17 protein-coding genes are annotated in these 21,662 nt (G+C 64.9%); 3 read left to right on the top strand and 14 right to left on the bottom strand.

Going from position 1 to position 21,662, the window contains the following annotated elements; translation table 11 throughout:
* The 8 genes from B2W55_RS09080 to B2W55_RS09045 form a co-directional block, all read right to left on the bottom strand.
* Positions 1-1,701, bottom strand: coding sequence for an acyl-CoA dehydrogenase family protein (locus B2W55_RS09080; RefSeq protein ID WP_024579443.1), 1,701 nt, complete (start codon positions 1,699-1,701; stop codon positions 1-3).
* The gene (locus B2W55_RS09075; RefSeq protein WP_024579442.1) at positions 1,698-2,342 is read right to left on the bottom strand and encodes a TetR/AcrR family transcriptional regulator; all 645 of its coding nucleotides are present in this window, start codon (positions 2,340-2,342) and stop codon (positions 1,698-1,700) included. Before B2W55_RS09075 ends, B2W55_RS09080 begins: the two co-directional genes overlap by 4 nt.
* Positions 2,343-2,680: 338 nt before the next feature.
* The gene (locus B2W55_RS09070; RefSeq protein ID WP_024579441.1) at positions 2,681-3,439 is read right to left on the bottom strand and encodes a phosphorylase; all 759 of its coding nucleotides are present in this window, start codon (positions 3,437-3,439) and stop codon (positions 2,681-2,683) included.
* Positions 3,436-5,397: a squalene--hopene cyclase gene (gene shc, locus B2W55_RS09065; RefSeq protein WP_024579440.1), complete on the bottom strand. Its 1,962-nt coding sequence runs from the start codon at positions 5,395-5,397 to the stop codon at positions 3,436-3,438. Before shc ends, B2W55_RS09070 begins: the two co-directional genes overlap by 4 nt.
* Before the next feature lie 156 nt (positions 5,398-5,553).
* Positions 5,554-6,804, bottom strand: a complete 1,251-nt coding sequence (hpnE, locus tag B2W55_RS09060; RefSeq protein ID WP_024579439.1) for a hydroxysqualene dehydroxylase HpnE — start codon at positions 6,802-6,804, stop codon at positions 5,554-5,556.
* Entirely contained in the window at positions 6,804-7,640 is an 837-nt protein-coding gene (gene hpnD, locus B2W55_RS09055) for a presqualene diphosphate synthase HpnD (RefSeq protein WP_024579438.1), read from the bottom strand. Before hpnD ends, hpnE begins: the two co-directional genes overlap by 1 nt.
* Complete coding sequence (gene hpnC / locus B2W55_RS09050; protein ID WP_024579437.1) at positions 7,637-8,515, bottom strand: squalene synthase HpnC; 879 nt, start codon at positions 8,513-8,515, stop codon at positions 7,637-7,639. The genes hpnD and hpnC overlap by 4 nt, the downstream gene beginning before the upstream one ends.
* A 195-nt stretch (positions 8,516-8,710) precedes the next feature.
* Positions 8,711-8,947: a hypothetical protein gene (locus B2W55_RS09045; RefSeq protein WP_024579436.1), complete on the bottom strand. Its 237-nt coding sequence runs from the start codon at positions 8,945-8,947 to the stop codon at positions 8,711-8,713.
* Between the two features lie 407 nt (positions 8,948-9,354).
* On the opposite strand from B2W55_RS09045, the gene B2W55_RS09040 reads away from it, so the two are divergent.
* Entirely contained in the window at positions 9,355-9,858 is a 504-nt protein-coding gene (locus B2W55_RS09040; protein WP_024579435.1) for a hypothetical protein, read from the top strand.
* 95 nt (positions 9,859-9,953) lie between these two features.
* Here the strand turns inward: B2W55_RS09040 and B2W55_RS09035 are convergent, their stop codons facing one another.
* From B2W55_RS09035 to B2W55_RS09020, 4 genes are all read right to left on the bottom strand, one after another.
* Positions 9,954-12,338 carry an efflux RND transporter permease subunit gene (locus B2W55_RS09035; RefSeq protein WP_024579434.1) on the bottom strand — a complete coding sequence of 795 codons (2,385 nt, stop codon included), beginning with the start codon at positions 12,336-12,338 and terminating at the stop codon, positions 9,954-9,956.
* A gap of 297 nt (positions 12,339-12,635) precedes the next feature.
* Complete coding sequence (gene eutC, locus B2W55_RS09030; RefSeq protein ID WP_024579433.1) at positions 12,636-13,430, bottom strand: ethanolamine ammonia-lyase subunit EutC; 795 nt, start codon at positions 13,428-13,430, stop codon at positions 12,636-12,638.
* 4 nt (positions 13,431-13,434) lie between these two features.
* Complete coding sequence (locus tag B2W55_RS09025) at positions 13,435-15,021, bottom strand: B12-binding domain-containing radical SAM protein (RefSeq protein ID WP_024579432.1); 1,587 nt, start codon at positions 15,019-15,021, stop codon at positions 13,435-13,437.
* A 128-nt stretch (positions 15,022-15,149) separates the two neighbouring features.
* On the bottom strand, positions 15,150-16,532 hold the full coding sequence (locus tag B2W55_RS09020; RefSeq protein ID WP_024579431.1) for an ethanolamine ammonia-lyase subunit EutB: 1,383 nt from the start codon (positions 16,530-16,532) through the stop codon (positions 15,150-15,152).
* 340 nt (positions 16,533-16,872) lie between these two features.
* Between B2W55_RS09020 and B2W55_RS09015 the strand changes: the two genes are divergently transcribed.
* Complete coding sequence (locus B2W55_RS09015; RefSeq protein WP_100555080.1) at positions 16,873-18,555, top strand: methyl-accepting chemotaxis protein; 1,683 nt, start codon at positions 16,873-16,875, stop codon at positions 18,553-18,555.
* 164 nt (positions 18,556-18,719) lie between these two features.
* Entirely contained in the window at positions 18,720-20,222 is a 1,503-nt protein-coding gene (locus tag B2W55_RS09010; protein WP_024579430.1) for a sensor domain-containing diguanylate cyclase, read from the top strand.
* Between the two features lie 40 nt (positions 20,223-20,262).
* On the opposite strand, the gene B2W55_RS09005 is transcribed toward B2W55_RS09010, so the two are convergent.
* Positions 20,263-21,141 carry a transglutaminase family protein gene (locus tag B2W55_RS09005; RefSeq protein WP_024579429.1) on the bottom strand — a complete coding sequence of 293 codons (879 nt, stop codon included), beginning with the start codon at positions 21,139-21,141 and terminating at the stop codon, positions 20,263-20,265.
* A partial coding sequence (locus tag B2W55_RS09000; protein WP_291532212.1) for an alpha-E domain-containing protein occupies positions 21,138-21,662 on the bottom strand: 525 nt, incomplete at its 5' end. The genes B2W55_RS09000 and B2W55_RS09005, both read right to left, overlap by 4 nt.

The raw sequence follows: 21,662 nt of genomic DNA, 5'->3' as shown, positions 1-21,662 counted from the left end.
TTACTGGAGCCCCTGCTGACGGATGACGGATGCGCGTTCGACGATGCCGGCAAGTTCCGCCGACGACGGCAGCGTGCCGAAGACGTGCATCCCGTCCGCGCCGAACCGGGATCGCACGAACAGGTCGGCAGCCGCGGCATCGCCGTGCCGCAACATCTCGGCCGCCTGCAAGGCATGCGCCATACGGGTGACCAGCGCCCGCGCATGCCCGTCGTCCGGATATCGCGCATGCAGCCGGTCGGCGAGATCATCGACACTCTTGTCGTAGATCGGGTTGAGGTCCCTGCTCGCGCGCAGTTCGTCGATGAACGCGTCGCGGCAATTTGCATCCCGCTGCATCGCCCGCAGCACGTCCATGCACATCATGTTCGAGGTGCCTTCCCAGATCGAATTCAGCGGCGCCTCGCGATAGAGCCGTGCCATCGCGTTCTCCATGATGAAGCCGTTGCCGCCGTGCACCTGCAGGCACTCATAGGTGAAGGCCGGCGCACGCTGGCAATTCCAGAACTTCACCACCGGCGTCGCGACCCGCGCCAGCAGCCGCTCGTGCTCGCTGGTCTGCAAGCCGTCGGTCGCACGCGCGACGCGAAATGCGCCAAGCATCGCCGCCTCGCTCTCCAGCGCGAGGTCGGCAAGCACGTTGCGCTGCATCGGTAGCTCCGACATCGGCCTGCCGAACGCGGTCCGGGTTTGCGCGTGATTGATGGCAAGGCTCAACGCCTGCCGCATCAACCCGGCGGAGCCGACCGCGAAATCGAGCCGCGTCAAATGCGCATGCGAGAGGATCTCAGCGATGCCGCGGCCTTCTTCGCCGACCAGAATCGACCACGTGTCGTGATACTCGATCTCGCTCGAGGCGTTCGAACGGTTGCCGCATTTGTCCTTCAATCGCTGAATGTGAATGCGGTTGGCGCTGCCGTCCGGCAGCAGGCGCGGCACGAACAGGCAACTGACGCCGGACTGCGTGCGCGCCAGCGTGTAGAATCCGTCGGCGACCGGTACCGAGAAGAACCATTTGTGGCCGGTGATCGCATAGATCTCGCCATGCGCACCGCGCTCGACGAAGCGTGCGGTGGTCTGGGTCTCGCGGAGGTCCGAGCCGCCCTGCTTCTCGGTCATCGCGTAGCCGATGACGGCCGCGCGCTTGGCATCGATCGGAAGCCGGCGCGGATCGTAATCCGCCGCCAGCGTGCGCTCCCGCCACAGACTGAATTGCGGCTTGCCGGCAAATCCGGCGATGGCAGCGTACGCCATCCCGGTCGGGCAACCGACGCCGTTCTCGATCTGATTCCAGAGATAGCTCAGCGCCGCGCGGGCCAGATGGCCATACGGCTCGCGCGTCGACCAGGCCAGGCTATGGACCTCGCTCTGGAACGCCAGCGTCATCAATTGATGCCAGGCCGGATGAAATTCCACCCAATCGTTCCGGTTGCCGTAGCGGTCATGGGTCATGAGCTTCGGCTCGTGCTCGTTGGCAAGCCGCGCGGCATCCTGCACGGCCTCGCTGCCGGCATGGGCGCCGAGCGCGGAAAGCCGATCTCTCGCCCACGGCGCCATCCTTGCGATCAGGCCGCTCAGCGCGCGGTCGTCATCGAACGCGTTGAAGCCGGTGGCTGGCCGCGCCTGATTGCAGACCTGATGGGTCGCGAACGCACCGGCGTGCGGACCCGCGACGGCAACCGGCTGGATGTGCGCGTTCATGCGGAGACTCTCGATACAGGGGTCAATTCGGGCGTGGGATGGCGAAACAGCATGCGTGCGGACAATCCGGCGATCGCTTGCGCGATCGCTCTCGCCGCATCGGAATCGGGGGCCGCTTCGGGCGCCAGAGGACCAACCAGCGCTTCCATGAAGGCGCCGGTCACGCAGGATGCCGCGACATTGGGGTCGATCTCGACGAACTCGCCGCTGGCGATGCCGCGCCGGACCAGGCCTGCGATCTGATCGGCCAGCGCTGCCCGGTATTTGAGGCGCGCCGCGTCGATCTCGGGTTCACAGGGTTCTGCGATCAGCGCGTAGGCCAGACGGCGGCCGCGCATCGCCCGGACCGCGAAGGTGTAGATCGCGTCCACCAGGCACTGCGACGCGGACCCCTCCGCCGCGACGATCGCGGCCACCACGGCGACCTCGCGCTCGGACACCAGTCCGAGCACCTGCGCGTACAGGTCCGCCTTGGAGTCGAAGTAGCGATACACGCTGCCCGTGGCCACGCCGGCCCGTGAGGCGATCAGGGCGATCTGGGCATCCTTCCACCCACTGAGCGCCACGGCCTCCCTGGCGGCGTCCAGAATGCGCGCCTTGGTCTCGACCAGCTGATTGAGCCGAACTGCAGCGATTGCCATAGTGAACCGTTATTCATGAATACAGGATCGCAATTCACCATGGTCCGAACGCCGATCGCTGTCAAGTTCCCTCGCGGGACACCCGAGGCTCCAACACGGCGGTGCGGATCACCAGCAACGGGATTACCGAGAGAGCAGCAACGCTGCCGGCGGGGCGGCCGGAACAGCGACGCGCCCCCTCACCGTCCCCTGGCGAGCGATGCTGAGCCGGCGAAGCGCTTGCTCATGACACCGCACCGGACGGCATCCATCAGGCACCAAAGACAAAGGCCCGATCGCGATGCGACCGGGCCTTTGTCGTCTGAACTTGATGGTGCGAGAAACCGCGCTTCTGCGGATCAGGCCGCCTTCGCGGTAATCAGAACGTCGTCCACCGGCATCAGCACCTCGTTGCCGAGCAGGAAGCCGCGGCAGCTGCGCAGCGAGCGCAGCGCGCGGTTGAAGTCGATGCCGGTCGAGACCAGCGCGCGCAGCGTGCGCGGATTGCGCACGATGCCGCGCAGCACCTTGCGCAGGTCGATGTCGCCATTCGGCTTCACCGCGGACTTCGCAAGCTCCGGCAGGGCCCGGTGCGCGGGATCGCTGATCACACGCAGCGCGGCGAACGGAATGCCTGCCTTGGCGGCATACGCTGCCGCAATATGGCTCTCCATGTCGACTGCGGCAGCGCCCGTCATCGAGCGCAACGCGGCCTTGCAAGCCTTCGCCGCGATCACCTCTTCGACGCCAGCAAGCCCACCGCGGACGATCCTGCGGCGTTTCAGCGCAGCGCTGGCGATCATCTCTTCGTTCAGCGCGGATGCAGCCAGGAAACGGGTATCGCCGGACATCACTTCGGTCGCGACCACGACGTCGCCCGATTTGAGCGACGGGTCGAGCCCGCCGGCCACGCCGAACGAGATCACGCCGCGGAACGTGGTCGGATCCAGCGTCGCCAGCAATGCACGCAGTTGTTGCGGATCGCTCGAGCTGCAGATCACGATCATGCCGGGACCTGCCGCGATGCGGGCCTCCTGCACCAATCCAGTCACAATCAATACCGGCCGAGGATCAATTCTCCTGTCCACGGTTCCGGCGGCCCCCGCCTCAACAATCACATCCCGACCCCTACCACCCTGCTATTGGTGCTTCTCAAATTCCGATACCGCGCCAGCGCCCAGAGCGGAAAGAACTTCGAGTAGCCATGATATCGCAAGTAAAATACCCGCGGAAACCCCGTAGCTGTGTATCGCTGCTCGTCCCAGAGTCCTTTTTCCGTCTGTGTTGCCTTTAGGTACTCCACCCCTCGCACAACGGCCGGATTTTCGACCTCTCCGGCCGCCATCAGCCCAAGCAAAGCCCATGCCGTTTGCGACGAGGTCGACGGCGCAACTTCATAACCCTTGTAATCGAGCCGGTAACTGACGGCGTCCTCGCCCCAGCCGCCGTCCTGATTCTGGACCGACGCCAGCCATTCTACCGCTTTCCGGATCATCGGGTCGTTGCGATCGATCCCTGCGACATTTAGCGCACAGAGCACCGACCAGGTGCCGTAGACGTAGTTCAGGCCCCAGCGACCGTACCAGGAACCCTCGGGCAGCTGGGTGCGACGCAGATAGGCAATGCCGTCGGCCATCACCTTGCTGCTCTCGGCGGTCTCGCCGAGTTGTCCCAGCATCGAGATGCAGCGCGCGGTGACGTCCTCGGTCGGCGGATCGAGCAAAGCGCCGTGATCGGAGAACGGGATATTGTTGAGGTAGTATTCGAGGTTGTTGGCGTCGAACGCGGCCCAGCCGCCATCGCGGCTCTGCAGCCCCTCGATCCATTCGCGGCCGCGCGCGATCGCCTCATCATATTCGCGGGTGCCAGTGTGGCGCCGCACGCGATCCATCGCCATCACGACCACGGCCGTGTCGTCGAGATCGGGATAGTGGTCGTTGTTGTATTGGAACGCCCAGCCGCCGGGACGAACATCCGGCGCCTTGACCGCCCAATCGCCCTTCAGCTCCAGCACCTGGCGCGGCTTCAGCCAATCGAGGCCCTGCTTGGCCTTGGCGAACGTGTCGTCGCCGCCCGCCTCCTGCAGCGCGTGACAGGTCAACGCAGTGTCCCACACCGGCGAGACGCAAGGCTGGCAATAGGCCTCCTCGTCGCCGATCACGAGCAGCTTGTCGATGCCGCGGCGGGTAATGGCGCGCGGCGGGAAACTCTCATCCTTGCCGAGGGCTTCGTACATCATGACGATGTTGGCCATCGGCGGATAGATCGCGCCCATGCCGTCCTCGCCGTTCAGCCGCTCTTCGGTGAAGGCGAGCGCGGCGTCGATCGCGCGCTGGCGCAGGCGGTTCGGGAACATCGGCTCGACCACGCGCAGCACGGCGTCGAGCGAGCGGAACAGATAGAACCAGCTCGCGCTCTGATGCGGCGCCTTCGGCGCCATGCGAACCGATTTCGGATCCTCCAGGAACAGCTCGTCGATGCCGATGCCCTTCGGGTTCTTCGCGCGCGGCTTCAGCGCGGCGAGCACCATCAGCGGCACCATGGTGGTGCGCGCCCAATACGAGATCTTGTTGATGTGGAACGGCGACCACATCGGCAGCAGCATGATCTCGATCGGCAGCACCGGCGTTGCGCGCCAGGTCACGACGCCATAGAGCGCGAGCAGGAAGCGCGTGAACACATTGCAGGTCGACGCGCCGCCGCGCGAACGGATCGCCTCGCGTGCCCGCACCATGTGCGGCGCATCGACGGAATCGCCGATCATCTTCAGCGCGAAGTACGACTTCACGCTGGCGCTCATGTCGAACGGGCCGTCATGGACCAGTGGCCAGCCGCCGTGCGAGCCCTGGACGCGGCGCAGATAGCTGGCGATCTTGGCCTCGAGCGCGGCATCGACGGGCTCGGCGAGATAGTGACGCAGCAGGACGTACTCGGCCGGAATGGTGCTGTCGGCCTCGAGCTCGAACACCCAATGTCCGTCGGACTGACGGTAGCCGAGCAGCGCCTCGGTTGCCTTGGAGATGCTGTTCTCCAGCGCGACCGGATCGACTGCGACGCCGTGATCTCTCGAAAGCATTTCGCTCGATATCCTCTTCATTGCGGGCCGGCTGATCGAAAGCCGCGGCCGCTCCGGAGCACGATCCGATTGTATCGGACGCGCTCTTCCGTTTTTCCGGCCGCAATTTCCTTGCGCGAGCCGGTAACCACTTCGCTCGAAATCAACCGGCCGGATCTAGCGCCTGGCCAGAACCAGATCGGCGGCACGATCGCCCGACCGGACCGATCCCTCGATGGTTGCCGGCAACCCGGTAGCAGTCCAGTCGCCGGCAAGAAACAGGTTTTTTTGCCCCGTCGCGGGCCCCGGGCGCAGGGCATTCTGCTCCGGCGTCGCTTCGAACGTGGCACGCCGCTCGCGCACGATCTGCCAGGGCGGCAGGTCGCCGGAAATGCCCGATGCCTTGCAGATGTCCCGCCAGATCGCCTGCGCGAGCTCCTCGCGCGGCATATCGACCAGCCGGTCGCCATTGCTGATCGTCACCGACAGCCGCTGCGGGAAGGCGAACAGCCACTCCACGAGGCCGCCGACCACGCCGAGAATGGGCACGGCGTCGCGCGGCGGATCGACGCGGAAATGCGCGTTGACGATGGCGCGGAATTTGGTCGGCGTTTTCACGCCGGGCAGCAGGGATGAAGCGGCACGCGGCGGCACCGCAAGCACCACGGCATCGTCGGCCCCGAGCGCGATCTTGTCGCCACCGCCGAAGTCGAGCTCGCTGAGGCGATCGCCGGACATGCCGAACGCCCGCAATTCGTGACTGAACCGGACGCTGTGGCCCCTGTCCTGCAGCAGCTTCACGGCCGGCTCGATCAGGACCGAGCTCAGGCCGTCGCGCGCGATCAGCGGCCGGCAGGCCTGCCCGCCCGCGAGCAAGGTCTCGCGCACGATGGCGCCGGCGAGCCCGGCCGAGCCCTCCGGCGGATCGACGTTCAACGCGGCGAGCAGCAGCGGCTGCACCAGGCGGTCGTACAGCGTGCCCTTGCAGGGAATGGTGTTGCCGACCAGCGCTCCGGTGCCGGCCCAGGCCAGCGGCGCCAAGGCGAGATAGTCGCGCAAGCTCGTGTCCGGGACGCGGCGCGCCTCGTCGAACACCCACAGCGGCAAGCGGGAGTCGCCGAGATCGAGCTGCCAGCGCTGGCCGGTGGCCAGATCGACGAACGGAAACTGCGCGCGCGCGGGCCCCACCAGGCCGGCTTCGGTGCCGATCGCGCGCGCGTAGCTCAGCGCGTGGCGGTTGCCGGACAGCAGCAGATGGTTGCCATTGTCGATGGTGAGATTGGTGGCGGCGTCGAAATAGGAGCGACAACGGCCACCAGCCTGTTGCGTCGCCTCGTGGACGGCGACCTTATAGCCGCCATTGGCGAGCCGCACGGCCGCTGAGAGGCCGGAAATACCGGCGCCGATGATATGAACGGTGTTTTGCATCAGATGATCGCGTAACGAAGAAGAATGCGGATCTTGGCCGCCTTGGACACACGCACCGGCGCACGCGGGGCAGCGAAACCGCGCGCGATCAACAGATCGAGGATCGCGCGATAGTATTTCGACATGATGCGCGGCGCGCGCACCGCGCGGCGCGAATTGCGCTTCATGATCTCGTCGGACTTCTGGAAATGCATCTTGGCCCGCTCGGCGAGCGGCGCGCACACCTTCGGCAGCGCGCGGTCGGCCGTGACCCGGGCCGGATCGTCATTGGTGATGCCGGCGTGCCAGAGCCATTCCCGCGGCAGATAGAGGCGGCCGAGACCGGCGTCCTCGTCGATGTCGCGCAGGATGTTGGTGAGCTGTAGCGCACGGCCGAGGTGATAAGCGAGCTGGATGCCGTCGTCCTCGGGCAGGCCGAACACGCGCACCGACAATCGGCCCACCGCGCTCGCGACGCGATCGCAGTAGAGGTCGAGCGTCGCAAGGTCCGGCGCCCGGATGTCCTGCGGCACGTCCATCTCCATGCCGTCGACGATCGCGAGGAAATCCTCGCGCTTCAGGCCGAAGGTCTTCACCGACGCGACATAGTCTTTCAACCGATCCGGCGGATGCCCGGCATAGAGCGCATCGATATCGTCGCGCCACTGCTGCAGCGCGGCCAGCCGCTCCGGCCGCGGGCCGTCGGAATCGGCGATGTCGTCGACCTGGCGACAGAAGCTATAGATCTGGAACATCGCCTCGCGCTGCGCGCGCGGCAGGATGCGCATCGCTGCATAGAACGAGCTGCCCGACGCGGTGCTGTCGTAATTTGCGTTGGCCGCCGCCTCGACACTCATGCACCTGCCGCCGTCTTGGATACCGCACGCCGTCCGGTCGCGCGCTGCGCGGTCTCGCCGGCGACGCCGCCGAGGCTTTGCAGCAGCAGCTCGACCTTGCTCAAATGCACACGCTCGCTGAGCGGATCGCGCACCTTCAGCATGTTGACGATCTTGTCGGCGAAGGCCTGGATCACGGAAATTTCGAGGCCCAGCCTGAAGTCCTTCACCTCGGCGGCGAGCGACTTGCTCTGCACGAGCAGCGTCTCGGTGCGCACCGCGAGCGCCTGCAGGCACCTCAGCAGCGCCGGCTGCGACTTCGCCTCGCCGAGCATCTCGACCGTCGCACCGGCCGCGGCCAGCGCATCGCGCGGCAGGTAGACGCGGTTCAGGTTTCGGTAGTCCTTGCCGCAATCCTGCAAATGATTGTTGATCTGCAAGGCGGCACAGAGCGCATCCGACGCCGCCCAGGTCGAGGTATCCTCGCCGTGCACGTCGAGCATGAACCGCCCGACCGGCATCGCCGAGTAACGGCAATAGTCGATCACGTCGTCCCAGTTTTCATAGCGCAGCTTGGTGACGTCGAGGCGGAACGCCACCAGCACGTCGAGCGCGTGCCGCGGCGGCATGCCGCGCTCGGCGAAGGCGCGGCGCAGATTGACCGCCTCCTTCTGGCTATCGCCATTGCCGAGCAGCTCGGCCTCCATGAGGTCGAGATAACGCAGCTTCTCCTCAGGCGACAGCGTGGCGTGATCGGCGATATCGTCGGCGGTGCGGACGAAATTATAGAACGCCAGGATCAGGGCACGATGCCGCGGATGAATGATCCACGACGCGACCGGAAAGTTCTCGTCGCGGTGGGTCTTTCCGGATCGCAGGTCGCTCGCGGTGGTCATGGGAAATTGGGGCTACACTGGTCATGGCACGACGCAGGCGCGGATGGCTCAGGCGCATGCGGGGATTTGCGAGCCCCATATAGGGGAATACGCCACCAAAACCAATGCTATCTGTAACCGCCAGCATAGCCGGCCCGTGGCCGGCACGAATGCCGATCACGGGCCTGACGCCGGTCGCTGAGGCCTGACGCGGTCTTATTGGCCGTGGGTCTTCAGCACCTGATCGCAGGCGGCGCTGATCTTGCTGCGGTTCTGCTGCAGGCAGGCGAGAATCGTGAAATCGCCCTGATCGATCACGGCGCGGCAGTGACGCTGCACGTCACGCGTGCAGGCCTTTTGCTCGTCGGGGGTACCGCGCCCCTGCTGCTGGGCGAAGGCGCTGGACGAGAGCGGGATCGACAACAGGGCAACAGCCAGGAGAAATTTACGCATCGTATTCCTTCATTTCCGACAGCAGAAAATCTGTCCCCGAAAAGCGCTTCGGCATGGCCGGGACGGATTTGTAGGGATTGCAGACGCCACGTAACGCGGCAACGGATTGACGACAAGCACCGCTAAATGCGGCTAAATTTGCGGCGCTGTAAACCCCTGCATAAATCGTTGATTCTAAACAACGATTCTTGCCATCACTTTATCGCGTTTGACGATTGCGGATGACGGTTGCGCACAGCTACATGCCGCCGTGGAGTCGAAGGCTTCTGATTCTGCGCGATGACGATCAGGCATCGTGCGCATGGCTGTTGTCGTTTGAACCTAACATTCTTCGGGGACACTAAACTTTCGATGCGGCGAGACGTTTTCTTGCGAAAGAGGCGTTGATTTTGATGGGAAAATTCACAATGAAATTGTTTGGTTCCAGCCTGTCCGGCCAGGCTCTCAGAGCTGTGGGTGTCGGCGCCGCACTGTTGCTGTCTTGCTCCGCTGTTCATGCCCAAGCCGGCGGACCCTTTGCCGGCTTTGCCGGTTCATGGACCGGAACAGGCATGGTGGCGTTGTCCAACGGCACGACCGAACGCATTCGTTGCAAGGCAGACTACAAGGTCGCGCCGTCGGGCATGAACCTGAAGCAGTCGCTGCATTGCGCCAGCGACAGCTACAAATTCGACCTCTCCAGCGACGTCACCAGCCAGGGCGACCGGATTTCCGGCAACTGGAGCGAGGCGAGCCGCAACATCTTCGGCAATTTGCAGGGCACCGCGGGTGGTGGCCGAATCGACGTATTCGTCGAGGCGTCCGGCTTTGCTGCGAACCTGAACCTCCAGACCAACGGCTCCAAGCAGGTCGTGCAGATCGACTCAAAGGGCGAGATTCGCGGCGTCACGATCACCATGACCAAGACTTGACGCTGCCGGCCGATCTCGTCGGGAAATGACAAAGGCCCGGTTCCGAACGCATCGGAACCGGGCCTTCTTGTTGTAGGTCCCGCGCTGTTCGCCGATCAGGCTTTTTCGATCGGCGCAGGCTGCCCGCCCTTGCCGCGGAGTTTTTGCGACAGGTTGATCAGGAACATCGAGGTCGGCCGCAGGATGAAGAGGTCCGCGATCAGTGCTGCGACCATCGAGAACGCGCTGAGCCAGCCGAACAGGCGCAGCGACGGCAGGTCGGAGAACACCGTGACGACGAGGCCGCAGGCCAGCACCACCGTGGTCAGGATCAGCGCGGGACCGACCAGCACGGTGGCGCGCTCCACAGCAAGCTCCGGCGTGATGCCCGGCTTGGTCTCGAGCCGCAGCCGGTTGAGAAAGTGGATGGTGGCGCTGAGCCCGAGGCCGAACGACACGGTCAACGCCACCACGCTGGCGAATTGCAGTCCCTCCCCGAGCAGCCACAGCACCGTGCCCGACAGCACCACGGGGAAGATGCCCGGCAGGATGCAGGAGAACATCACGACGACGGAACGGAATGCCAGCCCGATGAAGATCGCCACCAGCAGGAATTCGATGGTGAGGCCGTGGTTGAGCTTCTCGATCATGCTCGCGCTGTTGCGCGCGGCGATCACCGAGAGGCCGGTCACCGCGATCTCGTAGCCGGGATGCTCGGCACGCACCTTATCCAGCGAGTGATCGAGCTTGTTCACCACCGGAAGCAACTGGCTCGAGTCCAGATCCGGGACGCGCCCCGACACCACGACCGCGTCCTGATTCTTGTCGATGAACCGCCGCACCAGATGCTCGGGGATCAGGTCGACATATTCCTTCAGCGTCGCGACGTCGTCGCTGCCGGCCTTTTCGGCAAGCCAGCGCCGCAGGGTTTCCAGCGACCACACGTTGCCGACGCCGGCTGAGTCCTCGACCATCGCGTGAACGTCGGCGATCGTCTTCAGGGTCTCCGGTGAGTACAGCGACTGGCCCTTGGGGAATTCGATCAGCACATCGACCGGATTGGCACCGGTCAGCTTGGCGTCGAGCCGGCTCGACGCCTCGACCGCTTGTCGCTTGTCCGGCACCTGGTCGGCGAGCCGGTAACGCGGCTCGAGATTGGCGTAGATGATGCCGAGGCCGCCGACCACGATCAGCGCGAGCAGGCTGAACAGCCCGGGACGGCCGACCATGCGCACCGCGATCCAGTAGCAGAAATTGCGCAGCGCCTGCACGCCGGCATCCGCGCTCTGGAACTTGACCGCAAACAGCTTCTCATTGCGCACCAGCAGGATGCCGAACACCGGCACCAGCGACAGCACCGCGACCAGCGCGATGATGGTGGCGGCAAGCCCGGCCTCGCCGAACTTGCGGATCAGGTCGGAATCCGAGAATTGCAGCGCGATGAAGGAAATGCCCGCCGTGCCGTGTGTCAGCACGCAGGCCGGCCCGACCACCAGCACGGCATTCTTGAAGGCGGTGAACTTGTCCTGGCCCGCGATCAACCGGTCGCGTGCCGCGAATGTCAGCTGCATCGAATCGGAGAAGCTGATCACCATGATGAGCGGCGTCATCACGTTGAGGAACATGTTGAGATTGAAATTGGCCCAGCCGAGGCCACCAAGCGCGAGCAGGATCGCGATCATCGGCGGGAACGCCGCCGCCACCATGAAGGAGATCTTGCGGAAGAAGATAATGGCGATGATGCAGCCGGCGAGGATGCCGAGAATGTTGTAGGTCAGGCCGTCGCGCTCGACCGCGTTGCGGATCTCGAGCTGCATCACCGGCACGCCGGACAACTGGGCATTGAGCCCGCTGCCGCCGAGATCGTCGGCCATGATCTTCCTGATGTCGCCGACCACCTTGCCGAGCTTGTTGCTGGCAACCACCTCGGGCTCGAGCGAGAGCACGACCAGCGCCAGCGTGCCGTCCTCCGACAAGAGCTTGCCGCGGATGATCTCGTTGCTTTTGACGGTCTCGATGAACTTGTCGTAGGCCGCGCCCTCCGGAAGCTCATTCGGGAACAGCGCCGCCGGCAACTTGCCGGGGGCCGGCGCCTGGCGCGCGGAGAACAACGAGACCAGTCCGCGCACGCCCTCGACGAGTTGCAGGTCCGTGACCATGTCACGCAGCTTGCCGAGATTGTCGCGTTCGAGCAGCGTCTTGCCTTCGACCACGACGAGAACGTCGAACTCGGTCGCCGGGAAGCGCTTGGTTACCGCCTCATACTGCTTGTAGTCCTTGGAATCGGAACGGAACAGCTGCGACAGCGAATCGTCGATCTTGATCCGGTGCACGCCGAACACGGCACCGATCAGCAGCAGAACGAGCACGATGCAGGACAGGATCGGCGCCCGCATCGGGATCAGGCCGAGACGCTCGATCCCGAACGCGATGCTGGGTCCCGAGCGCGGCTCCTCGATCTTCTCGACGTGGACCTGACTTTCCGTGTTCTTTTCGAGCATGCCCTGTCCAGTTCTGAAACGGCTCAATTTGTCTAGCTTGGGTCTAAAGCGCGATGAGATCAGGTTGGATCCTCATCGCGCCTCGGCTCCTTGGTTTACGCATGATCTCTTCGGAAACCGCTTCGCACTTTTTCGGATCATGCTTTAGGGGCGCGAATGAGGCGGATGGGCGCAACTGATCGGCGCTAGTCGTTGAAAACACGCGAATATTGACCGGCGCCGGTTTTACAGGTCAGGCCCTTTGCTCGCAAGCGCAGGGGTCCGGACAAATCAGCAGGGAACCGGCGAACACCAACATTAAGTATCTGATTTGTCACACCCGGGTAGCGCATTCTGTGACGATCCACCGCCGCTTTCATCCTTCAGCGCGACCCCCGTGATCTGGCGAGCCAGCCCCTCCCGCACAAGCCAGGAGATTCTGAAGGCGGCCTCCGCATAGCTCAGCCCGGCGCGGTGGATATTGGAGATGCAGTTCCGGTCAGCATCGGTGAGACCGATCCGCGGCGCAAAGGTGAGATAGGCACCGAGACTATCCGGCGCGGACAGGCCGGGCCGTTCGCCGATCAGCATCACCAGCATGCGGGCTCCGACGATGGCGCCGATCTCGTCTCCCAACGCGACGCGCGCGCCCGACGCCACGATGACCGGGCCCGCGTCGATCCTGTCGGCCGCAAGTCGCGGCAGCAGCTGCCGGATCAATTCGACGGCATGCACATTGACCGCGGTCGGCGACAGGCCATCCCCGATCACGATTGCGCAGGAGCATGCGGTGATGGCACGACCTTCGAGCGACCGCCTCGACGCGGAATCCAGCATGCGCCCGAGATCCGGTCGGCGCAGATAGTCGCGCCGGCTGGGCGCCTGGCTCGACACCTCGGGTGCCGTGATGCCGAGGCCGGCGAGGTCAGCCGCGATCCCGCCGAGATCGAACGCCGCGTGGACGGCATCCCTGGCGCGGGCGTGATCACGCGTGAAGGCGAGCAGCGCGCTGGTCGGCAGGCTGGCCCCGGAGCGGCCGAGACCGACGCGCGCCGGCGTGAGCTCACGCAGATCGGCAAGCGAAGGGGACAGTGGCACCGGCGGTGTCGTCATGCTGCTATTCAGCGGGGACCGATGCCTCGCGCAGCCGGATCGAGTAGTTGGACGCATTCTGCCGGCCGCTGGAGGCTGCGCGCGCGAAGGTGATCAGGTGATGCGCGACCAGTGTCGCCGAGATCAACCCCTCGATGTCGCCACGCCTGAGCCGGCCGAGTGCAAATTTCCAGAACACCCGCCTGTAATCGCCGAGCACGCCGACCTTCCAGAAGATGTTGCGCAGCATGATCAGGCCGCGCCGGATGTTGGCCCAGCTCTTCATCTCCGGGCTGACCGGCACCTTGATGCGGTTGGCATAGGTGTAGTTGCACTGATGCAGATAGCGCTCGAACAGCTTCTCGGGGTCGTAGGCGATCTCCATGCATTTGCGCCAGGAGCTGACGACATCCTCATATGGCAGTAGGAACTGCACGTTGGAATCGCGGCCGTCGTCATCGACCAGCCGGCCGGCTTTTTCGAGCCGGTCCCACAATGGCGTCTTCGGCAGCGCCTGAAGCAGGTTGATGGTGAGCAGCGGGATCTGCGATTCCTCGACAAAGGAGAGCAGCGCGTCGCCGGTCTGGGGCTTGTCGGTATCGAGCCCCATGATGATGCCGGAGACCACCTCCATGCCGTAGGAATTGATGGTGCGCACCCCCTCCAGGATCGGAACCATCATGTTCTGATCCTTGTGCATGGCCTTCAGCGCGTCCGGATCGGGCGTCTCGATGCCGACGAAGATGGTCACGAAGAAGGCTTCGCGCATCTTCTCCAGGATCTCGGGGCGCTTGGCGATGTTGAGCGTCGCCTCGCAGGCGAGCCGGGTGACATAGCCGGTTCGCTTCTGCCATTCGATCAGATGCGGCAGCAATTCGCTCGCCGCCTTGCGGTTGCCGATGAAATTGTCGTCGACGAAATAGACCGTGTCGGTCGCACCGCAGGCGCGCAGCTTGTCGAGCTCGGCGATGATCTGCTCCGGCGACTTCAGGCGCGGATTGCGGCCATAGAGCCCGGGGATGTCACAGAACTCGCACTGATAGGGACAGCCCGAGGAGAACTGGATGCTGCCGAGGAAGTACTTCTTGGTTTCGGCGAGTTCATAGGCCGGCAGCGGGAATTCCGTCATCGGCAGCCGGTCGACGGTCTTGAGCACCACCTGCTGGTCCGGCCGGCTGGTGTCCGCCGCCAACCGCCGGATCAACTCGTTGGTGGCGTCGCCGAGTTCGCCGACATGAAGGTAGTCGAATGAGGGGTAGTAATCCGGGCAGGCACTGACCGACGGCCCGCCAATCGCGACCACGAGATCGTGGTCATGCGCCCGGTGGCAGATGTCATTCATCTGCTGGCGCTGGATGTGCATACCGCTGACGAACACGGCCTCCGCCCACTCGAAATCCTCCGCGGTCGCCGGATTCAGATTCTCGTCGACGAAGCGGACCGGCCAGTTCTCGGGAAGATATGCGGCGATCAGCAGCAGGCCCTGCGGCGGCATGAAGGCCCTGACGCCGTCGGTCAGGGGGTAGGAATGCTCGAAGGTCCCAAAGGACGACGTGTAGCGCGGAAAAACGCAGAGGATACGCCGTACAGTCTCAATGCGCTCAGCTCTCATCGAATGACCCCGAAGCACCCGCAAATCTAACCACGGCGCGGAACGCTGGGCCAGAAATTCTTCAACATTGTGGCACGCACCAACGTCACAACGGCGAGATAGTTGCTCTGCAGAATTTTGCTATCCCGTCAGGCCAGGAGCCTGGCAGCGAGGTCGGGCAGCCGCCCCTCGTCGGCAACGAGGCGGAAGTCCTGCCCGGCGAGGCCGACACGCGCCAGCCAATCGTCGAATTCGGGCGCCCGCTTCAGGCCGAACAGGTCGCGGATGTAGAGCGCATCGTGAAACGATGTCGACTGATAGTTCAGCATGACGTCGTCCGCGCCGGGCACGCCCATGATGAAATTCACGCCGGCGGCAGCAAGCAGCGTCAGGAGATTGTCCATGTCGTCCTGATCGGCCTCGGCGTGATTGGTGTAGCAGACGTCGATGCCGAGCGGCAGGCCGAGCAGTTTGCCGCAGAAATGATCCTCGAGCCCGGCGCGGATGATTTCCTTGCCGTCATAAAGGTATTCCGGACCGATAAAGCCGACCACGCTATTGACCAGCAGCGGATCGAACGCGCGCGCCACCGCATAGGCCCGCGCCTCGCAAGTCTGCTGGTCGACCTGGTGATGGGCGTTCGCCGACAGCGCCGAGCCCTGCCCGGTTTCGAAATACATCACATTGTCACCGACCGTCCCGCGGCGCAGCGACAATCCCGCTTCGCGCGCCTCCCGCAGCAACGAGAGGTCGACACCGAAACTGCGGTTGGCCGCCTCGGTGCCGGCGATCGACTGGAACACGAGGTCGACCGGCAGCCCCTGCCCGATCAGTCCGAGCGTGGTCGTGACATGGGTCAGCACGCAGCTCTGCGTCGGAATCCCGAGCCGGGTGATGATGTCATCGAGCAGCCGCAGCAGGGTGCCGATGACGTTCGGATCATCGCTCGCCGGATTGATGCCGATGCAGGCATCGCCCGATCCCAGCAGCAGCCCGTCGAGGATCGAGGCGGTGATGCCCTTGGGATCGTCGAAGGGATGGTTCGGCTGCAACCGCGTGCTCATTCGCCCGCGCAAACCGACGGTGTTGCGGAAACGCGTCGTTACCTGGCATTTCTTCGCGACCAGGATCAGGTCCTGGTTGCGCATCAGCTTCGAGACTGCCGCGACCATCTCCGGCGTGATCCCGCGCGAGATCTTCCGGATCGCATCATCGGTGGCGGCGTCCGACAGCAGCCAGTCGCGGAAGCCGCCGACCGTGAGCGACGAGACCGGCAGGAAGCCGGCAACGTCATGGCTGTCGAGGATCAGCCGGGTGACTTCGTCGTCCTCATAGGGGATGACGGGCTCATCGAGGAATTGCCTGAGCGGAACATCGGCAAGCGCCAGCCGCGCGGCGATCATCTCCGCGGCACTGTCGGCCGCAAGGCCGGCCAGCCGGTCGCCGGAACGCGGCGGCGACGCCTTGGCAAGCAGGAGGCGTAGATCCTCGAATGCGTAATTCGTGGCATCGATGGTGTGACGATACAGCATGGGAATTCGCGTCGCGGGCTGGAGCGGTGCAACCTAGCACCTCTTTGCGAAAGTCGTGCCATCGGCTTTGCCGGGCGCGCCGGAGGCTGTTGATGACGCAGCCCCGTCCGCATCGGCACGGTCGCAACCCGCCAACACCCTATCGCGCCCAAGAGCCAATATAAGACATTGGTATTACTCGGACATTCCAGCGGTTGCGGCTGCGAAAAATTCGCGCATTAAGAAATTGTCCATGAAGATTTCGCATAAGCCGTAGTCGGCCGAAGGTGCTCCCCGGCCTCCTGGAGTGCCCGCAATGCCCACCCCCATCACGTCCTCCGTCCCGATGTCCCGGCCTTCCATGGCATCCCGATTCTCGCTTGCCGCCAGGCTCTACTCGACGTTCGCGCTGATCGCAGCGCTGACCGCGGCCATCGCCGTCCTGTCCGACTACAATGCGCGGCGCAACGCCGAGTTGACCGCGGCCGTCGATCTCGCGAGCCGCGCCGCGCTCAATGTCGAGCGGGTCAATTCGCTGGTCTATGCGGTGGTGATGGAATCCCGCGGCATCTACATGTCGACCGAACCGGTGGCGGTGAAGAAATACGGCGACGGACTGCTGGCGTTCAACGAACGCATCCTCGGCGTGGTCAGGAACTGGGAAACCCTGGTGCAGGCTGATGACGCTGCCCAATTCGCGGTGTTCAAGACGCGCATCGAGCAGTTCATCGCGTTCCGGAAGGAGCTGGTTCGCCGCGGCATCGAGATCGGCGCCGCGGCCGGGCGTGAATGGGGCGACAACGACGCCAACCGCGACGTCCGCACCGCCCTGAACAAGGATCTCGAGGCGCTCTCCAAGGTCTATGCCGAGCGCAGCAAGAAGCTGGCGCAGCAGGCCGACACCAACCGCACGCTGGCGCTGGTGCTGACCGGGCTCGGCGCGGCCGCCCTGATCGTGGTGGTGCTCGGCGTACTGATCATCGCCCGCTCGGTGGCCCGTCCGCTGTCGCAGATCACCACGGCCATCAAGCAGGTCGCCGAAGGCGGCGCGCATGTCGATGTGCCGCATGTCGATCGCGGCGACGAAATCGGCGCGCTGGCGCGCGCCATCGGCGTGTTCCAGGAGGCGATGGACCGCAATCGCATCCTCAATGCGCAAGTCATGCAGGATTCCGCGGCGCGCGACGCACGCGGCCGGCACATCGAGGGCTTCGTCGAAGCATTCCGCGGCACGATCGGCACCGTGCTCCGCGCAGTGCACGACAACGCAGCCACAATGCGGGAGACCGCGCAGACCATCGCAACCGTCGCGGCCGACGCCAACGGCCGCGCCGTGGCGGCGGCAGGCGCCACGGAACAGGCCTTGAGCAACGTCTCCGCGGTCGCGGGCGCCGCCGAGGAACTCTCGGCCTCGGTCGAGGAGATCGGCCGCCAGGTGTCCCAATCGTCGGGCGCGGTCGATCAGGCGGGCGCGCGCACCGACCGGTCGATCAGCGAGATCGAGGGCCTTGCCGCCACCACCCAGCGCATCGACGGCGTGCTGAACCTGATCCAGGCGATCGCGGAGCAGACCAACCTGCTCGCCCTCAACGCCACCATCGAAGCCGCCCGCGCCGGCGATGCCGGCCGCGGCTTCGCGGTCGTTGCGCACGAGGTCAAGGCGCTGGCCGGGCAAACCGCGAAGGCGACCGCCGAGATCAGCGAGAATGTCGGCCTGATCCAGGCCTCGACCCGCAATTCGGTGGCAGCCGTGCGCGAGATCGGCCAGGCCGTCCGCGAGATCAGCAACGTCACCGCGAACATCGCCAGCGCGATCGGCCAGCAGGACGCGGCGACGCGCGAAATCTCCGCCAACGCGCAGATGGCCGCCCAGGGCAATGAAATCCTGGTGACCAATGTCGGCTCGCTGCGCGACGATATGGACCAGACCAGCAAGGCGGCGGAATCCGTGCTCGCAGCGTCGAACGATCTGACGTCAACCGCCGAGACCCTGTCTCGCGAGGTCGAGCAGTTCTTCCACAATCTGCGCAGCGACGCGGCCTGAGGGTCTGCCGCTGACCGGCAGCCGCGTGCGTCACCCGACGCCGCGCGGTTAATGCTTCCCTAACGTCGACGCATAATTTGCAGGCGGTTCGGGCCGGCTTTCTCAATTTGATACCCCCATAAAGGCCGACAAAGCGCGGGGGCGCGGGAGTTGGGAAGCAGGTCATGAACGGGCTGTTGCCACGACCGAGAGCGGTGCCGACCAAGCGGCTGCTGGCCCTTGGTATCGGACTCGTCGTGAGCTTTTCGGCGATTTGCCTCTCGATCCTTTGGGAGATGGCGCAGAAGGATTTTCAGCACGCGAAAGAAGGCGCGACCAATCTCGTAGCCTCGATCGCAAGCGAGATCGACCGCAACATCGAACTCTATGACCTCTCGTTGCAGGCCGTCGCCGACGGCATCAAGCTGCCGGAGATCAGCAACATCAGCCCCGAGCTCCGCCAAGTGGTGCTGTTCGACCGGGCGGCGACCGCCAAGGATCTCGGCTCCATTCTCGTGTTGAACGCCGCCGGCGACGTCACGCTCGATTCCCGGACCCTGACGCCGCGGCGCGCGAATCTCGCCGATCATGATTTCTTTCGGGTTCATCGGGCGCGATCGGATGTCGGCCTTTTCATCAGCCCGCCCTGGGTCACCCAGGAAGGCGAGTATCTGATCAGCCTGAGCCGGCGCATCAGCAACGGCGACGGCTCCTTCGCCGGCGTGGTCGCGGGCAGCATGCGGCTCAGCTACTTCCACAACCTGTTCCGGAAGCTGAACTTCGGCGCCGGCGACAGCATGGTGTTGTTCAATACCGACGGCACGATCCTGATGCGCACGCCGTTCGAGATCGAGCGCATCGGACAAAACATCAAGAGCTCGCAGACCTTTCGCATGCTGCCGCGCCAGCAGTCGGGCTCCTACACATCGAAATCGATCGTCGATCACGTCAACCGGCTTTATGTCTTCCAGCAGGTCGGCAATCGCCCCCTTGTCATCGCTGAGGGCCTCGCGCTCGACGGCATCTATGCGGATTGGTGGCAACAGCTCTGGCTGACCGGCATCGTGGTGACCGCGCTCGGCGGCTTTTCGATCGTGCTGATGTTCTACCTGTTGGCCGCGCTGAAACGGCGAGCCGCCGCCGAAGGCCGGCTCGCTCACCTCGCCAGCACCGATGCACTGACCGGCCTCGCCAACCGGCGCCGGCTCGACGATACCCTTGACGGTGAATGGCGTCGCGGCTTGCGTGCGAAGGCGCCGGTCTCGCTTCTGATGATCGACGTCGATCATTTCAAGGCCTTCAACGACACCTACGGGCATCAGGCCGGCGATGCCGTGCTCGCCACCGTGGGGCAGTGCATCGCAGGCAGCACCAAGCGCGCCACCGATCTCGGCGCACGCTATGGCGGCGAGGAGTTCTCGGTGTTGCTGCCCGGCATCGGCAAGGCGGGCGCCCTGGAAGTTGCCGAACAGATTCGTGCCAAGCTGACCGCCGCGCGCGAGGCCGAGCCTGAATTGCCGACCGTCAGCATCGGATTGTCCTGCCTCGTCCCCGACCATGAGCGCACGTCACGCGATCTGCTCAAGGCCGCGGATCTTGCACTCTATCAAGCCAAGCGCGAAGGCCGCGACCGCGTCATCGTCAGCCCGATCGGATGGGACAAGTCCGGCAAGCGGCAAGTCGCCTGATCGAGATCGCGTTGCGCCAGCGCGCGTCCGCCGTCCCGGTTCACTCCACGGGCAATACGTCGACGGCGACGCTGAGCTTCTGCTTGCGCGCGCCGACGATGACGCCGTCGACCGGCGAGACGTCGGCGAAGTCGCGGCCGATGGCGAGAACGACGTGGTCGTTGGCGATCATGAGATCGTTGGTCGGATCGAACCCGACCCAGCCGAGCTCGCTACCGCACCAGACCGACACCCAGGCGTGGGTTGCGTCGGCGCCCTGTAGCCGCGGCTGGCCCGGCGGCGGGATGGTGCGCAGATAGCCGCTGACATAGGCCGCGGGCAGCCCGAGCCCACGGAGTCCCGCGATCATCACATGGGCAAAATCCTGGCAGACACCGTGGCGCTTCTCGAACACGTCGCGAAGCGGCGTCGAGATCACGGTCGCCTTGGGATCGTATTTGAAGTCGGTCCGGATCCGCCGCATCAGGTCGGCCGCACCGGCGAGGATGCCGCCGCCTGGCGAAAAGCTCGCGGACGCATAGGCCGTCACCGGCCGCAACACCGGCACCAGCGCGCTGGCAAAGACATAGCCGACCGGCGAAGCCGCATCGAGGCTCGACGCCTCGAATGCCCGATCGCGCACGCTCTCCCAGGGCGGGCTCGCGGAGTCACGCGCCGGCGGCTGCCGCTCCACCGAGACCCGTGAGCGGGCGTCGATGCGCAGACTGCGATGCGCGGTCTCGATCAGGACGCTTTCGGTCAGCGTGCCGAAGAAGTCGCGCCGCGCGGTGCGCTCCGCGGGCTTGGGACGGATATCGACCGCATGCGAGATCAGTTGTTGCCCGTCGCCGCTGATCGGCTCCAGCCGCAGCGCGCAGCGCGCGAAGCTGACCTGGGTCTCGTAGCTGTAGGTCGTGACGTGCCGGATATCGTAGATCACGCCAGCCCCGTGAGCTTCTCCGGCCGGCTGGCGTTCGGTCCATGCGGGAAGTAATGCAGCCCGATTGCGTCGGAGAGGCTGAGCAGATCCTGCTCCAGCGCAAACAAGGTCTTGACGTCGAGGCGGCCGGCTTCGGCCGTCGTCAACATGGCCTCGAGCGCGACCGCGAGCCGCTGTGGCCGCTCGATCAGGCCGTGCTCCTTCAGGCTCGGCAGCGCGGCGATATGTTCGTTCAGCGCGGCGACCTGGAACGCGACCGAGCGCGGATTGAAGGGATCGAGCACCGCCAGATCGCGCACCGGCGTCAGCAGCGGCTGCACCAGATAGCGCGAGCGGTAGGTGATCTGGCAGTCGACCAGCGTGAGCAGGATGTCGAGGTCCTCGTCACCGGCTTCGTCATAGGCGAACTGACGGGCAAAGCGCGTGGTGTTGATGGCGCGCTCGGCGCGGCGGCCCATCTCGAGGAAGCGCCAGCCGGCTGCGCGGTTCATGTTCTCCTGCGCGAGGCCGGCGAAGCTTGC

The organism is Bradyrhizobium sp. UBA2491 (genome assembly GCF_002341725.1).
GTDB lineage: Bacteria > Pseudomonadota > Alphaproteobacteria > Rhizobiales > Xanthobacteraceae > Bradyrhizobium.
This window is presented reverse-complemented; position numbering and strand designations above follow the sequence as displayed.